This window comes from Chryseobacterium sp. UF-290, from assembly GCF_058245615.1.
In genome coordinates this window covers 138,090-152,957 of record NZ_JBSICB010000006.1, presented here as the reverse complement: position 1 = coordinate 152,957, position 14,868 = coordinate 138,090, and the positions used below count along the sequence as shown (strand labels likewise).

Sequence of the window (14,868 nt, the reverse complement as noted above, 5' to 3'; positions counted from 1 at the left end):
TATACCTGTTTTTACTTCCTTTTCCAGTCTATTTTTGCTTGTAAATTTATTTTTATAGATGAAAAAAATTGTAGTAATTAACGGACATCCCCACAAAGAAAGCTTTAACAGTGCACTCGCACATTCTTATATTCAATCGGCGATCAATGCTGGTTCTGAAGTTCGGTACATTGCTATCGGGGAACTTGATTTTGATCCTAATCTCCGGTTCGGCTACAGGCAAAGAATGGAACTGGAGCCTGACCTGGTAAAAGCTCTGGAAGATATTCAGTGGAGTGAGCATCAGGTATGGATACATCCTGTATGGTGGCTCGGAATGCCTGCTATCATGAAAGGTTTTATTGACAGGGCTTTTCTCCCGGGAATCGTTTTTAAAAGCAATAAAAAGGGAGTTAGCGAAGGGCTGTTAAATGGCAGATCAGGAAGAATCATTACCACAGCAGGAGATTTATCAGTAAAGGCATATGAAGACGACTATCTGTCCAGCGGTCTTATCCAATTGAAAAAAGGAATCCTTGAATATTGTGGAGTATCTTCCATACTGACCGATTTTATAGGTCCTGTTGATGGCCTCTCTGCAAATGACAGGATACAATGGCTGAATAAAATGAGAGCTTTAGCTGTAGCAGACTCCATGTAAAAATATAAAAGAGGCTGTCTCAAAAGTGTCATTCTGAATGAAATGCAATGTAATGAAGAATCCAAACAACTGACCATCAATGAGATTCTTCCTTCGTCAGAATGACAAAAGCCGAATTATTTGACTTTTGAGACAGCCTCTTTTTATAATGCATTCCTTTTATTCAAAAACTACATAGTTTACCTTATCTACTCCTGTATTTCCTGTCTTTTCATGGTAAGCGTACAATACCAGTTCATAATTTCCTGCAGAGCGAATCAAATGACCTCCTTCAAACAGATTAGTAGAAACCAGCGACATATCAACGTTTTTTATGAATTTACCATCCTTTTTGAGGATTCCTTTGACTTCAATTTCATCAGAATTCCAGACCCCTCCCTTTTCTATAACACATCCACACATCATAACGACATTTGCCTGAAACAGAAAAGGCTTATCTTTTATACTATTCAGCGCAATGTATTGGTGAGTCCTTGGCTTCAATATATCGATAATGTAACCTGGTACTTCAAGGATAATTCCTTCTCCTAAAATATCTTTTCCCGGGATCAGCCACAGTTCGGTACTTACCATAGCCTGTGCCTGTCTGCTGTTCAAAGGTGAGACAACTTCTATATTCACAAATGTAGGTTCGTCTATATCGATGCTGGCGATAAATCCTGCTGTTTGTTCATCGGCAATTGAGTTTCCTCTTACTTTAGGTGTTTTCATAATCAGATCGGTGTTTCCTGTACTTCCGGAAGTATTTCCTTCTGCCAGAATTTTCTGATTCAGCTTATTTCTGACAATAATATGAGCCCCTCCCAGCGATGTCCCGATAAATTTGGCATCCCGTGCCTTCGCCCTTATCATCACCTTAGTCTCCGTAGCAGAGACCATCAGGTTGGAAAAAAGAAGGGCAATAATAAGAATACATGTTTTCATAAGTTCTGTGATTTTAAATATTCATGTTTGAATCTGGTATAGAAAGATTCTTTTTTCAGCTCCAGATCTATACCATCCAGATAAGAAAAAATACCCAACTCTTCCGACAGAAGCCGGAGAATTGCTTTTTCACAACTATCCCAGATCTGTTCCAGCTGAGGAAGCATATCTACCGCTTTCGGAGAAAGTGAAATGATCTGCTTTCGTTTGTCTGTTCTATCTTTCTTAATGAGCAGATATCCTTTTTCCATCATTTTTTTGACAATAACGACTACTGAAGGATGAGAATAGCCAAGGGGTTCAGCAATGTCTGTGATGGAGATCTCCCCCTTCTTTTGCAGCAGCATGAACACAAGATACCAGTTGGGTTCTACATCTATTCCAAACTCTTTATAAAATTTTCTGACGTCATGAGACATCCGGTCACTGATCCGCTTCAATCTGCTGTCCAGAGCTTTATATCCCAATTCTTTAATAAAGTCGAAATCCATAATGAAGTAATTTGTAGCAAATATATAAAAAATATAGTTAACTATATAGTTAACTTTGTAATTATAAGAAAACTATATATTATATAAAAAAAACTTATTGACTACAGAAAATAAATAGTTGCTAACTGGCTTTAGTCCTTATTTTTAGATAGCAAAAAATAAGGTAAGATTTAAGCTCTTTCATATTATTTTGGTTTAGGTTTGAGATACTATTCAAATTTTATATTGAATCTAAAAAGACGATGTCTTAAAAATATATTTCCATCTACCTAAAGCATTTTTTATTCTACAAAATACCCGGCACTAAGGCAGGGTAGATCAATAAGAGATTTCACACTAATTAAAAGACTGTCTGTAACTTAAAGGAGTCTTATCCGTATCCGCATCCGGATTTCTCATTGTAGCAATTATCTTCCATCCTTTGTTCTGAAATAATCAGACTGCCGATTTTCCTAATCCTGTAAAAGCACCTGTTATAAAAACTGTTTTCATTTTTCTTTGTTTAAAAAATTACCTGATAAAAGTCTGTATTCAGAAAAAGGACAACGTTGCCAAAACGGGGTAAGCTGTAGCCAAAATGGATTTGCGGGAACACTTTCATTCATTTGTTTTTTGTAAGTTTGCTTCTATCGATTTTATGGCAGAATATATTCTTGAAAACATCAGTATCAGCACACTTTCTGTATATGACCTTCTGAAACACACCACAGAGAGTACCTTTATTGGTATCAGGGATTTTCATGAGATCTATCCCGTTACCATTGAAAACAATACCGGAATATTTACAAAAAAAACTACGCTTCAGGATTTTCCTGCTGTCACGATAAGCAGGATCGGGAGCTCATTACTCTGTTCATGTACATGCGATAGTCCACAGGGACATCTTTGTTCCCATCAGGCAGAGATCATTCATTCAATCCTAGAGGAAAAAAATTTCAGGATCTTTTTTGATGATATGCTCCGTAAAAAGACATTGATTTCTAAAGCTAAAAGTTACGGCCTGGAAAATGAGCCGGATCTTGACACGTATTTTCAGCTGAAATATAATGACGGTAAAATTGAAATGCTTCCGAAGATCAAAGAGATGCTTCCGGTAGATGAGGTAATGTTTCAGAAGGCCCTTCTTCCTCAGCATCCTTCCAGACTGGAGGAGCTTGCGTCATTGGAAACGGGGAAAAAACAGATATTGGTAATGGGGAAACACCGCTACTACAATCACCTGACCTTTGCCCTGATGGAAGCCGAAATCACACAGACCGGAAAAATCAAAAACCCGGTTACTCCCGTTGACACCATGCAGCTGATCTGGAAAGCAGAAAAACCTCAGGATATTAAATTTTATACAGCGATCACTTCGTTTCAAAGCAACTATAATGAAGATTACAATCCTTCAGAACTCGAAGCTTTAAAGCTCATTGTACAAAATCCCCTGGATCTTGAAGTCTATTATCATAACCGGGAAATCGCAGAAACCATTTCAGCAAAGTCTCTGAGCTATGTTGAACTTAACACTTTAGATGCGGAAGTACAACTCTCTGTATTTAAGAAAGATCCTTTTTATGAAATTACAGGAGAGCTACAGTTTAATGATATTTCCGTTCCGTTCAGAAATCTTGTTCTCTGGAATGAATATTTTGTACATAACCACAACACATTCGGCTTTGTAGAGCATCAGGACCTACTCAGAATCATCAGGTTCTTTAAAGCCAATAATGAAATTCTGCTCATCCATTCTTCAAAATATGAGGGTTTTATGCAAAACATTCTGTCCACCCTTGAAGAACGTATTCATATCAATTACAGCTACATACAAACAGCAACACAAGTACAGCTTGAAGACAAGAATTATAAGGTAGAAAAGATAGTTTATCTCCGCCAGCAGGAAAATTATATAGGGATTACTCCTGTTATGAAATACGGCCAGGTAGAAGTTCCGGTCTATTCCCGAAAGCAGATCTTTGATACGGATCAGAACGGGAACCCGTTTAAAATAGAAAGAAATGATGCCGCAGAAGCCCGTTTCACCTCTCTGATCATGCAGCAGCATCCCGACTTTGAAGAGCAAATGGACGGTTATCAGTATTTTTATCTGCACAGGGATAAATTCCTTGATAATAACTGGTTTCTTGAAGCCTTTGAAATATGGAGAAATGAAGGGATAATCATACTTGGTTTTAATGAATTAAAAAACAATAAGCTCAATCCGCACCGTGCAAAGATCAATATTCAGATCACCAGCGGACTGGACTGGTTCAACGCCAAATTAAAAATAGGATTCGGGCCAAAAGAGGCGACCTTGAAACAGCTCCACAGAACCATCCGCAATAAAAGCAGGTTTGTTCAGCTGGATGACGGTTCTTTAGGAATTCTTCCTGAAGAATGGATAGAAAAGATCGCTGCCTATTTCCAGGCCGGAGAAATTGATGAGGAATTATTAAAAATCCCCAAGATCAGCTTTACAGAAATCTCTTCCCTTTTTGAAAAAGAAGTGTTGAGCCAGGAAGTTCAGAATGAAATAGCCAGCTATTCCTCCCGGTTTTTAAAAGCTAAAAAAATATCTGAAGTAAAGGTTCCGGCTGCACTGAAGGCCGAATTAAGAGATTATCAGCACGACGGATTAAACTGGCTGAATTTTCTGGACGAATTTAATTTCGGGGGTTGCCTGGCGGATGATATGGGATTGGGAAAAACAATTCAGATCATTGCTTTTATCTTATCCCAAAGGGAAAAACGCGGGCATACCACCAACCTCATTGTAGTGCCTACTTCCCTCCTTTTCAACTGGCAGGAAGAGCTCAGCAGATTTGCACCCTCTATAAAGGTTTTGCTACACTATGGACCTGACAGACCTAAGGCTACATCCCATATGCACGAATATGAAGTCATACTGACCAGCTATGGAATGCTGCTTTCTGATATCCGTTTCCTTAAAAACTTCCATTTCAACTATATTTTCCTTGATGAATCACAGACCATTAAGAATCCTAATTCTGAACGGTATAAAGCTGCACGCCTGCTCCAGTCACGGAACAGAATCGTACTGACGGGAACTCCTGTAGAAAACAGTACTTTTGACCTGTATAGCCAGCTCTCTTTTGCCTGTCCCGGGCTGTTGGGCAGCAAACAGTACTTTAAAGACATTTATGCCATTCCTATTGATAAATTTGAATACAGTAAACGTGCCCTGGAGCTCCAGCAGAAAATAAAGCCGTTCATACTCCGCAGAACCAAGAAACAGGTCGCCAAAGAACTTCCTGAGAAAACGGAAACAGTGATCTACTGTGAAATGAATGCGGAACAGCGCCGGATCTATGATGCTTATGAAAAAGAGCTTCGTGAGTTTATTGCAGCCAATGATGACGATGAGCTCAACAAAAACAGCATGCATGTTCTTACAGGGCTTACAAGGCTGCGACAGATCTGCAACTCTCCGGTCCTCATCAAAGAAGGCTATTCAGGAGAGCATGCTGTAAAGATAGAGATCCTGATGGAGCAGATCCTGGGGAAATCAAACGACCATAAAATCCTAGTATTTTCACAATTTGTCGGAATGCTGGATCTCATTAAAGCTGAACTGGAAAAACACTCCATCCGGTTTGAGTATCTTACGGGACAAACAAAAGACAGAGGGGAAAAAGTAGCTCATTTCCAGGAAAATAAAGAAGTAAGGGTATTTTTGATCAGCTTGAAGGCTGGTGGCGTAGGGCTTAATCTTACCCAGGCCGATTATATTTACCTTATAGATCCATGGTGGAATCCTGCAATTGAGAACCAGGCCATTGACCGCAGTTATCGTATAGGCCAGACTAAAAATGTAATTGCTGTCCGCATGATCTGCTCTAACACTGTGGAAGAGAAAATACTGACCCTTCAGAAAAAGAAAAAACAACTGGCTCAAGACCTGCTCAAAACAGATGGAACAAAACTTCAGGGACTATCAAAACATGATCTTATAGATTTGCTGGGATCCGGTTCCTGATTTTTAGTCTTTAGCATTAAACCTTAACTTTTATTCTCTAAAGAATTATTTTGATTAAAATCCTCTTAAACACAATGTGTTTAAGAGGTAAAAAAAGAAAACCGGCAGATAGAATCTGCCGATAAAAAACAAAAATTGATATGGATATGATTAGATATGTGTTTTTATTTCTTAATGATCTTTTCAGTGATCACTTTTTTATCCTTCGTCAGGATCTTGATCATATAAGTTCCCGGAACAAGGTTTTCCAGATTCACTGTCACAGAATTACCTTCCTGTATTTTCTGTCCTGATAGGCTGTAAACTTCATATTTCTCCAAACCTTCTTTCATTTTAATGGTTACAGTACCTGTAGTAGGATTTGGATATACTTTTACCTTCCCTGATGAATCCTTGGAAACCTCCACTGTTGATAAGCTTTCCAGCTGTACATTGATTGTGTAGTCTTCTACCTGACCGATAAACCATCCTGAAGGACAAGGAAGATTCTCCAATGTTCCCATCCATGAACTTGACTCATATGCCTTTACCAGTCTGAAACGGGTTTCTCCAAGCATAGCGTTTAAAGGAATGCTAATACTGCCTGATACAACCCCTGACTGCTCATTGGAAACAGGATTGGAATTGTCCAGATACCCCAGGTTGAACACTTCATCGGCATCAAATACATTATTATGGTTGAAATCGATATAAGCGTAGGCTGATACCGTATCCTGCCCATGGGTACCTCCCGTCACTGTAATAGGATACGTATTTCCACGATTGACATTGAAAATTACACTTGTAAAATTCTCAATAACATCCGAATTACCGTCAAGAGCACTATTATTGACCATTCCGGCAAAGTCTACCCCGCTGATCTCACTTACCGTAAGGGTGGTCACATTTTCAGCACCACAATAAGGAGATGGGAAGCTGGCATTGTTTCCTAAAATATTGACCGTATATTCTTCTGTCTGTCCGGCTCTCAGGCTTGAGTCGCAGGCAGAACTGATAGAATTGGGAGCATTAGGATCCGAATAAGCCGCAATATTTGTATTTTTAAGAACTCTCATTCTTGTGCTTCCATTGGCAGCATTAGCAGGGATCGTAATGGTATTGTTGATCGTAAAGGCATTAAAGGGATTAGCTGCTGCAAGTCTCCCGATATAAAAACTTTCCCCTGCATCATCAAAATTACCATTCTGATTAAAATCAATATAAACCATTACATCACTCGGAAATGTACTGGAGGGCCCCTTCACGGATATCGGATAAGAATTACCGGCCTGCAGATCTGTAGATATTGAAGTAAAGTTTTCATACTCCGGTGCGCTGCCGGTCTGATCCGGGGATGAATTATTAATGCTTCCGAAGGTTACATTACTGATCATGTTACCGTCAGCTCCATACTCAAATGCAGGCATACAATATTGTAGTTGTGCATTCATCAGTGAACAGAAAGCAACAGCAGAAAGGGTAGTTAATTTTCTCATATATTCTTTAATTTTACTGAGGCAAATTTATATTTATTTAGAATGAATAAAAATAAGAATGTAATGATATTTGTCAGTTAATGAAAATTAACCACATTATAATTAATAAAAATATATTTAACAACTTAATTAAATACATTATAATCAATTTGTTATGATAAGAAACCCGCTTTCAGAAATTATAAAGCGGGAAAACAGTTTAATTCTTGGCAGTGATCAGATCATACAGTCTGGATTTCAGATAATTATCCATTATTCAGTAATACTGATCTATACTTTCTATAAAATACTTCTAAGCATTTCAAACCCTGTTTTCAGTAAAATATTGCTGGTACTACTCCACCCTCCATTACTGCCTACTGACCATATGCTGCTCCTTTGTTTCGTAAGCCTGATCATCTTCATTGGAATACTAAGGCAGAATAGCTTTTCATTATACAATTAATTTATAATCAACATGATATTGATACTACGTGAAAATTAATACCTTTAAGGCCAAAATCAAAAAAACGTTAAAAAGTAAATATCGGCTTGACGTAAATTATTATATTTTGCTTGTATAAAAGGTTTTTATCTTCTTATTCTATATTTATGAAAAAGAAATTTATTATTTTCTTTATTTTTCCAATTCTTAACTTTTCTCAGGCTTCTTCAGATAGAGAAAAATTACATGTTAAAGCTGAAGACAGAAACAGATTTCATAAAGAATTTATTGAATTATCACTAACACCTGTCGATAATATCAATCAACTTTATAAGTTGGGAGAAGAATGCCTGAAAATTGCTGAAAATGATGATGAAAAAGCAAGATCTTACTCCATGATGGGAGATGCGAAACGAAAAAAAATGGAATATTCCCAGGCAGTCGGATATTTTCAAAAAGCTGATTTTTATGCCCGAAAAAACAATTTTGACAGCGAACGATTCATTATCAATATCCTTTTATCCGATACCTACAGTAATCTGAATCTGAAGGTGCAGGCAGGAAATGCTGCCAACGAAGCCCTATCCATATCCCGGAAACTGAATGATCCTGAAAAAACGGATCTGCTTTATCATCAGAAAGCCATTAACCTTATGAGGGAAGAGAAATACTGTGAAGCCATTAATTATCAGTCTAAGTCCGTTCATTATAATTTCAACAAATATAAAGAAGATGCCACAGGAAATTCAAAATATAATTATCTGGCGCACTGCAGCACTCTCAGTTATCTGTTCTTCAAATGCGGCAATATTGCCGAAGGTAAAAAGTATCTGAAAAAATTTGAAGAAACTTACAATCCTTCTACTGATATAAACGAAGTCTATACTCTTGAATCCTATTATCTGAATAAAGGAATTCTATGCGCATTAGAAAATAAGAATAACGATGCAAAGCTTTGGTTCGACCGCTCAATAAAGAGGGCAAAGGATGAAAATAAAAATAAGGAGCTCATAAGAATCATCAAAGAAAGATTGCTTTATATCCAGGACAGTGAGTCAAATAAAAGATATTTTGAGCAATATCTGGCTCTGTATCATCAAAAAAACAGAGAAATAGAAACAGTCAGTCAAAACGAATTTACAAAGCAGGAGCAAAGCTTAACCCGGCAAAGAATCAATATCTTCATGCTTATTGGACTTTCCGTTGCCCTGGGAATTGTTATTGTTGTGATCAGTTTCTATTATACTAAAAGAAAAAAAGAAACAAAATTAAGATTTGATGAAATTATAAAGAGCCTTGAGCAGCAGGATTTGGAACACCTTCGCCAAATATCTCATACAAATACATCCCAAAAGGAGATGGATATAGAACATATGGAAGAAGTCAACAATGCTGAGGAAAATAAGAAAGTAATGTCGGAAAGTAAGGAAAAAGAACTTCTGGAAAAGCTTATTGCCTTCGAAGCAGGAACAAAATTTACAGCAAGAAATTTTACAATTTCAAATCTTGTCTCCATACTTGACACCAATACAAAATACACCAACTATATCCTGAAAAATCATCGGGGAGAAAATTTCAATGCCTATATCAATGGACTCAAAATCAACTATATCGTTAATCTGCTCTATAAGAATCCATCCTATCTGAATTATAAGATTACTCATTTGTCAGATCTGGGTGGGTTTTCATCACATAGCCGCTTTACCCATATCTTTAAACAGAAGCTTAATATATCTCCCTCAGAATTTATCAGCCGGCTTAAAGAAAAAGTTGATAAAGCATAAATATTTAATTATTACTCCTATACCATAAGAAACCGTTTCATCACTGAGACGGCTTTTTTATTATCATTGTCTCGTACTGAAAAGTAACAATACATAAAAAAGAATCTCTATGAAAAACTTCAAATTGTAAATAAAGACAGAATCCAGAGAATCAATTACAGCAATTGCCGCAAAAATATAGTATGCAATATCATGCTCAGATTATTACTTTTTCAGGCCAAATTCATTCAGGAATACTAATAATTTCTTCCGTAACCCAAATATTTATCTTCTTTACCATTAACCGCATACATTTTATTGCAACATATTGATAATAGTACATTTACAATATGATCGAATATAACTTTTTGACTGGCAATATTCCGTAAATGAGACAGCTATCCGGTTGTTTTGTATAGGGGAAAACCTTCCCTTTGCAAAAATTTTTTAAATCTCTTTAACATACAAACGATATGAAAAAAATTACTATTCCTTCTCTGGTATTGTTATCAGGAATTGTATTTTCTCAAGTGGGCATCAATACTAAGCAACCCAAAGCAACACTTGATATTGCAGCTTCTCCTACTGATACAACCAAAGCAGATGGTGTTATCGCTCCTCGCTTAACCCGTGAAGAACTTACTAATAAAGGAAATTCTCTTTACGGAGCAGATCAGCGGGGAGCTGTTATTTATATTACTGATGCCTCCGGTGGAAACGTTACCGGACAGAGAGTAAATATTACATCCGCAGGATATTACTATTTTGACGGAACGCTTTGGCAAAAGCTTCTTTCAGGGATAGCAGACACTAGTGTAGATGCCTGGACGAATGATTCCGCCAATGCTTTGGTAAAAATAGGAACCAAATCAGATGGAACGCCAAGGGACGCAAATACAGACATCGTAGCAACAGATAATGGGAGAATAGGAATCGGGACAGCGGCTCCTACCCATGGATTGACCATATGGGGATCAGGAGGCAATGATGACGATATTGCAATCCGTTCTTATACTAATACCGGTATTTCTTCAGGTCTATTGCAGTTATCAAAATTTAGAGGAACCCGTACAGCTCCTTCCGCAGTGCAGGCTGATGATGTCCTGGGCGGAATATTATTCAATGCATACAACGCAAATAATGTAAGTGGTAATTATGCGGCAATTCATAGTATAGTAAGCGGAACTCCGTCAGGAGAATTTGTTCCTTCCTCACTTATTTTCAGAGCAAGTAATTCTGCCAATCCCGTGGAGAGAATGAGAATCACCCATGAAGGCAATGTGGGAATTAATACGACAAATCCTAATACAAAGCTTCATATCATCGCACCTGCTGCCGGAACCGGATTTACTTTAGCAGATGGGTCACAGGGCGTTGGAAAAGTCCTTGTATCAGATGCCAGTGGAAATGCGAAATGGGAAGAAGGCAGAAATGCTCAATACCAAAAGCAACCAGCAGCATTAACGGGAAATTTAACGCTGAACAACGGTTCTCCCGCGTCTTCTATAGCAGGATTATCAGGATTTACAGCACAATCTAAAGGAAAATACATGATTAATTTTCATTATTTCCTAAGGACAGACGGTAGCCCGGCAGACAGAGCTTTTTATTTCAGGACTTTCAGAAACGGATCTTCTACGATATCGGATGTAGAAGTATACGGATATTCCGCAACGACGAATGGTCATATAGCAGGTACTATCCCTATTATTATAGACCTGAATGCAGGGGATGTGATTACGTATGATTTCAGAAATCAGATCGCGAACACCCTTACTTTTGAGAGTGCTTTTAACGCAAGAAACTATATGGAGGTCGTATATCTTGGATCGTAGTAAAATATAAAACAAAATTATCCGGAAAACTCCGGAAAACATAAAAACACAAAATAGCAGATGGTTTTTCCATTATGCCTGCATCTCTGAAAAAATAATTTATTATTTAATGGTTGCACAATGTGGGATATCATCCCGCATTTGTGTAGCTATTTTTAAGTATGGGAGGAAGTGATTCATACCCGAAGATAGAGTTCCTGGAATTATTTTTTGGATGAACAGGTAAAAAGCATACAGAAAGCTGCTTTTATACCAACTAATATTGAAAACATGACTTTTAATGATATTCATATAGGTGATTTAATCAGCCAGCGGGTTAAGGAAATAGGAATAGAAGCAACCCGGATCTGTATATTTTTTAAATGCCCGGAAGATACAATACAAAAAATGTATGCGGCAAAATCCATGGAAACAGAATTGCTTTTGAAATGGAGTAAACTATTGAGATACGATTTTTTCAGGGTATACACACAACATTTGATACTACACAGTCCGCCTTCAGCGAAAGGAGATTTAAAACCTGTAAAGTCGTCACTTCCTCAGTTTCGCAAGAATATTTATACAAAAGAAGTGATTGACTTTGTTCTGGAGCAGATCCGTACCGGAGAAATGACTAAAATCGATATCGTGGAAAGGTATAAGATCCCTAAAACTACTTTGTATAAATGGATAAATAAATACGGAAGCTAAAACCTGATGTTATACATTGAACTCAATAACAAAAACAAAACACCGATCATTATCTTTATAAACCAGTTGAATTATGATTACAGAAAACAATACCCAATATCCTGACTACCGGCAGATCTATACCGACATTCTTAATAAAAAATTTGCACACAAAAAAGATGAATGTGAGGAGCTTTTGAGTAAAAAAATTCTTTCGGCAATAGATATTATAGAGCTGAATAATAAGATTTTCGGCAAAAACACGGAAACGGAAAAGTTTAATCAGAGGTATCGTTCTTATAATAAATCTTCAATTCTTAAGATTCTTGATTATCAAAAAGAACATCAGATAAACAATTCCGAACTCGCCAAACACTTTAACCTGAGCAGGAACACCGTTACAAAATGGAAAAAATTATTTCTGGTATAACTGGTATAAATTGAATATATTCTGAGACCGATCGAAAATAAAATATATTTTAGAATTTTAATTTTCCATCCTCCTGCCACGGTTGATTTCCCATAGTAAGACCGGGTACTTTATTCTCTGCTTAGCTGATCGAGCTTTTTCAATAAGGTCGGGATTCTGTATGCTCCATGCATCTGCTCTACTTTTACCTTTACTTCATCCACATCAATTCCTTTTGCTGTTACAAAAAGAGGCGTTTTACTTTCCCCCCGAAGCACACTTCTCCTTTGGGTATCAGGAGTGGTAAATTCATTTTTGGCAATTCCTACAACAGGATATTTTCCGTCCAAAGCATGGTACAGGTGTCCCCCTAAGCCTATCTTCCCTTCATTGTCAAGAGTAACATAGCCATCAACGATAATAATATCACCGGGTTTTACCATTATTTTTGTTAATAGGCTCAAAATACATGGCAGCTCTCTTTTATAAAATGCTCCACTTTCATATGCTGAATTGATCTTTGTCTGTTCTATAAAAGTTTCAACCTCCCTTTCTGACGTCCAGTTTTCAAATGCAATACACACTGTATTGGCATAATCTTCATAATAATAGGTATCGAATGCATAAATCATAGGTCTTCTTCACTTAAAAAAATTCACCAAAATGCCACAGGATTCCTGACGGATCATGTACAAAGCATTCTTTACCCCATTCCATTGTTCTTACGGGAGTAAGCCTTACATTTTCATATTTCCCGGTAAGCCCTAAAGACAAAAGCTCCTTCCAGAATTCATCAGTATTATCCACTTCCATAAAGATCATGGTGTTATCAACCCAGTCTTTGGCATAATAATCCTGAAGATAAAAGGCGGTTTCTTCTCTTTTAAACAATGAGAGCTTAGGCTCGAGAACAACTTCCTCAAAGCCAAGATCCCTGTAAAAATTCCGGCTCACTTCAAAGTTCTGGGCCCCGATAAAAGGGCGGATCGACTTTACATGCTGTGTCATGATTTTTATCTTTAAAGGTGTTAGATTTTAACTTTTCCAGGAAAGTAGAACAGTTTCTTTTGCCTGTAAAAAATGTTTCCCACAGATCTTACCCTATCACAGATTTTTTGATCCGTGAAATATGAATCTGTGGGAAACTTTTAATGATAGCCTTATTTTTTATCAACCACTATCCTTTCTGCCCTGTTGGCAATATCCCAGGCTGTTGTGAAAATAAGCTGAGTTCTTTTTTCCAGTAATTGATAATCAATTTTGTCCGGATCATCAGTTGGCTTGTGATAGTCCTCATGAATTCCGTCAAAGAAAAACGCAACCGGAATATTGTGCTTGGCAAAATTATAATGATCAGAACGGTAATACAATTGCTCCGGATCATTCAGATCATCATATTTATAGTTAAGCTCCAGATTATTCGTTCTCTTATTGGCTGCTTCATTGATCACTTTAAGCTGCGAGCTCAGCATCTCAGAACCGATTACATACACATACTGCTTTCCTCTGTTGGCAGGATCATCACGCCCGATCATATCGATATTAAGGTCAACAACCGTATTGGCTAACGGGAAAACAGGATTTTGGGAATAATATTCCGATCCGAACAGGCCATGCTCTTCTCCCGTAACATGTAAAAAGAGAACTGATCTTTTCGGGCCTTTACCTGCTTTTTTAGCCTCCTGGAATGCTTTGGCAATTTCCATTACCGCAACCGTTCCGCTTCCGTCATCATCAGCTCCGTTATATACCACTCCGTTTTTAGTTCCCACATGATCATAATGGGCAGAGACCACAACGATCTCTTCCGGTTTTTCACTTCCTTCTATGAATGCCAGAATGTTTTCAGAATCCGGAAGATTTCCCCCTCCTCTTTTTTTCATAAATTCTGATGGCACTTTCTGATAATATGAGCCTAATGCTTTAGGACCGGAAATGCCAAGGTTTTTATAATAGTTAACGATATACTCACCCGCTTTTTTCTGTCCTTTACTTCCTGTATCCCTTCCTTCCATTTCATCAGAAGCAATGACATACAGGTTCTTTTTCAGATCCTCAGCATTGATCATTTTATAGGCATTGGAAAAAGCCTTATCGTGTTTTGCAGAAACAGAATGTGAGGAAGTTCCGTCAGACATTTTTGCCGTTCCACAGCTGGTCAGTACAGCAATAGAAAACAGCGGAATAAGTAGTTTTTTCATAATGAATAAATTTCTTAAAAATAATAAATTTTATTGAATCTGAGCAACAGGCTGAAAA

The 14,868-nt window shown here is 37.4% G+C and carries 12 protein-coding genes; 6 read left to right on the top strand and 6 right to left on the bottom strand.

Features of this window, described 5'->3' with window-relative positions:
* The first annotated feature begins 58 nt into the window (after window positions 1–58).
* A complete protein-coding gene (locus tag AC4IF5_RS09330; protein ID WP_490733836.1) occupies window positions 59–640 on the top strand; it encodes an NAD(P)H-dependent oxidoreductase in 582 nt (193 codons plus the stop codon).
* 159 nt (window positions 641–799) lie between these two features.
* On the opposite strand, the gene AC4IF5_RS09325 is transcribed toward AC4IF5_RS09330, so the two are convergent.
* Both AC4IF5_RS09325 and AC4IF5_RS09320 read right to left on the bottom strand, forming a co-directional pair.
* Window positions 800–1,564: a hypothetical protein gene (locus AC4IF5_RS09325; RefSeq protein WP_490733834.1), complete on the bottom strand. Its 765-nt coding sequence runs from the start codon at window positions 1,562–1,564 to the stop codon at window positions 800–802.
* Complete coding sequence (locus AC4IF5_RS09320) at window positions 1,561–2,055, bottom strand: MarR family winged helix-turn-helix transcriptional regulator (protein WP_490733832.1); 495 nt, start codon at window positions 2,053–2,055, stop codon at window positions 1,561–1,563. The genes AC4IF5_RS09325 and AC4IF5_RS09320 overlap by 4 nt, the downstream gene beginning before the upstream one ends.
* Before the next feature lie 637 nt (window positions 2,056–2,692).
* On the opposite strand from AC4IF5_RS09320, the gene AC4IF5_RS09315 reads away from it, so the two are divergent.
* A complete protein-coding gene (locus AC4IF5_RS09315; RefSeq protein ID WP_490733830.1) occupies window positions 2,693–6,034 on the top strand; it encodes a DEAD/DEAH box helicase in 3,342 nt (1,113 codons plus the stop codon).
* 164 nt (window positions 6,035–6,198) lie between these two features.
* Here AC4IF5_RS09315 and AC4IF5_RS09310 read toward each other — a convergent pair whose 3' ends face one another.
* Complete coding sequence (locus tag AC4IF5_RS09310; RefSeq protein WP_490733829.1) at window positions 6,199–7,509, bottom strand: T9SS type A sorting domain-containing protein; 1,311 nt, start codon at window positions 7,507–7,509, stop codon at window positions 6,199–6,201.
* 591 nt (window positions 7,510–8,100) lie between these two features.
* Between AC4IF5_RS09310 and AC4IF5_RS09305 the strand changes: the two genes are divergently transcribed.
* The 4 genes from AC4IF5_RS09305 (at window position 8,101) to AC4IF5_RS09290 (ending at window position 12,630) form a co-directional block, all read left to right on the top strand.
* On the top strand, window positions 8,101–9,717 hold the full coding sequence (locus AC4IF5_RS09305; RefSeq protein WP_490733827.1) for a hypothetical protein: 1,617 nt from the start codon (window positions 8,101–8,103) through the stop codon (window positions 9,715–9,717).
* Between the two features lie 452 nt (window positions 9,718–10,169).
* Entirely contained in the window at window positions 10,170–11,531 is a 1,362-nt protein-coding gene (locus AC4IF5_RS09300; RefSeq protein ID WP_490733825.1) for a phage tail-like protein, read from the top strand.
* 270 nt (window positions 11,532–11,801) lie between these two features.
* A complete protein-coding gene (locus tag AC4IF5_RS09295) occupies window positions 11,802–12,221 on the top strand; it encodes a transposase (protein ID WP_490733823.1) in 420 nt (139 codons plus the stop codon).
* 73 nt (window positions 12,222–12,294) lie between these two features.
* Window positions 12,295–12,630, top strand: a complete 336-nt coding sequence (locus AC4IF5_RS09290) for a helix-turn-helix domain-containing protein (protein WP_490733821.1) — start codon at window positions 12,295–12,297, stop codon at window positions 12,628–12,630.
* Between the two features lie 110 nt (window positions 12,631–12,740).
* On the opposite strand, the gene AC4IF5_RS09285 is transcribed toward AC4IF5_RS09290, so the two are convergent.
* The 3 genes from AC4IF5_RS09285 to AC4IF5_RS09275 all read right to left on the bottom strand — a co-directional run bounded on the left by AC4IF5_RS09285 (window position 12,741) and on the right by AC4IF5_RS09275 (window position 14,810).
* Window positions 12,741–13,241, bottom strand: a complete 501-nt coding sequence (locus tag AC4IF5_RS09285; RefSeq protein ID WP_490733819.1) for an endonuclease V — start codon at window positions 13,239–13,241, stop codon at window positions 12,741–12,743.
* 13 nt (window positions 13,242–13,254) lie between these two features.
* The gene (locus AC4IF5_RS09280) at window positions 13,255–13,617 is read right to left on the bottom strand and encodes a VOC family protein (protein WP_490733817.1); all 363 of its coding nucleotides are present in this window, start codon (window positions 13,615–13,617) and stop codon (window positions 13,255–13,257) included.
* A 152-nt stretch (window positions 13,618–13,769) separates the two neighbouring features.
* Window positions 13,770–14,810 (bottom strand): M28 family metallopeptidase, encoded by a 1,041-nt coding sequence (locus tag AC4IF5_RS09275; protein WP_490733815.1) that lies wholly within the window; start codon window positions 14,808–14,810, stop codon window positions 13,770–13,772.
* Window positions 14,811–14,868: the final 58 nt, after the last annotated feature.

Coding starts and splice junctions, on each gene's coding strand:
- AC4IF5_RS09330 (WP_490733836.1), top strand. CDS start 59: ATGAAAAAAATTGTAGTAATTAACGGACATCCCCACAAAGAAAGCTTT.
- AC4IF5_RS09325 (WP_490733834.1), bottom strand. CDS start 1,564: ATGAAAACATGTATTCTTATTATTGCCCTTCTTTTTTCCAACCTGATG.
- AC4IF5_RS09315 (WP_490733830.1), top strand. CDS start 2,693: ATGGCAGAATATATTCTTGAAAACATCAGTATCAGCACACTTTCTGTA.
- AC4IF5_RS09305 (WP_490733827.1), top strand. CDS start 8,101: ATGAAAAAGAAATTTATTATTTTCTTTATTTTTCCAATTCTTAACTTT.
- AC4IF5_RS09295 (WP_490733823.1), top strand. CDS start 11,802: ATGACTTTTAATGATATTCATATAGGTGATTTAATCAGCCAGCGGGTT.
- AC4IF5_RS09275 (WP_490733815.1), bottom strand. CDS start 14,810: ATGAAAAAACTACTTATTCCGCTGTTTTCTATTGCTGTACTGACCAGC.
- AC4IF5_RS09310 (WP_490733829.1), bottom strand. CDS start 7,509: ATGAGAAAATTAACTACCCTTTCTGCTGTTGCTTTCTGTTCACTGATG.
- AC4IF5_RS09320 (WP_490733832.1), bottom strand. CDS start 2,055: ATGGATTTCGACTTTATTAAAGAATTGGGATATAAAGCTCTGGACAGC.
- AC4IF5_RS09280 (WP_490733817.1), bottom strand. CDS start 13,617: ATGACACAGCATGTAAAGTCGATCCGCCCTTTTATCGGGGCCCAGAAC.
- AC4IF5_RS09290 (WP_490733821.1), top strand. CDS start 12,295: ATGATTACAGAAAACAATACCCAATATCCTGACTACCGGCAGATCTAT.
- AC4IF5_RS09300 (WP_490733825.1), top strand. CDS start 10,170: ATGAAAAAAATTACTATTCCTTCTCTGGTATTGTTATCAGGAATTGTA.
- AC4IF5_RS09285 (WP_490733819.1), bottom strand. CDS start 13,241: ATGATTTATGCATTCGATACCTATTATTATGAAGATTATGCCAATACA.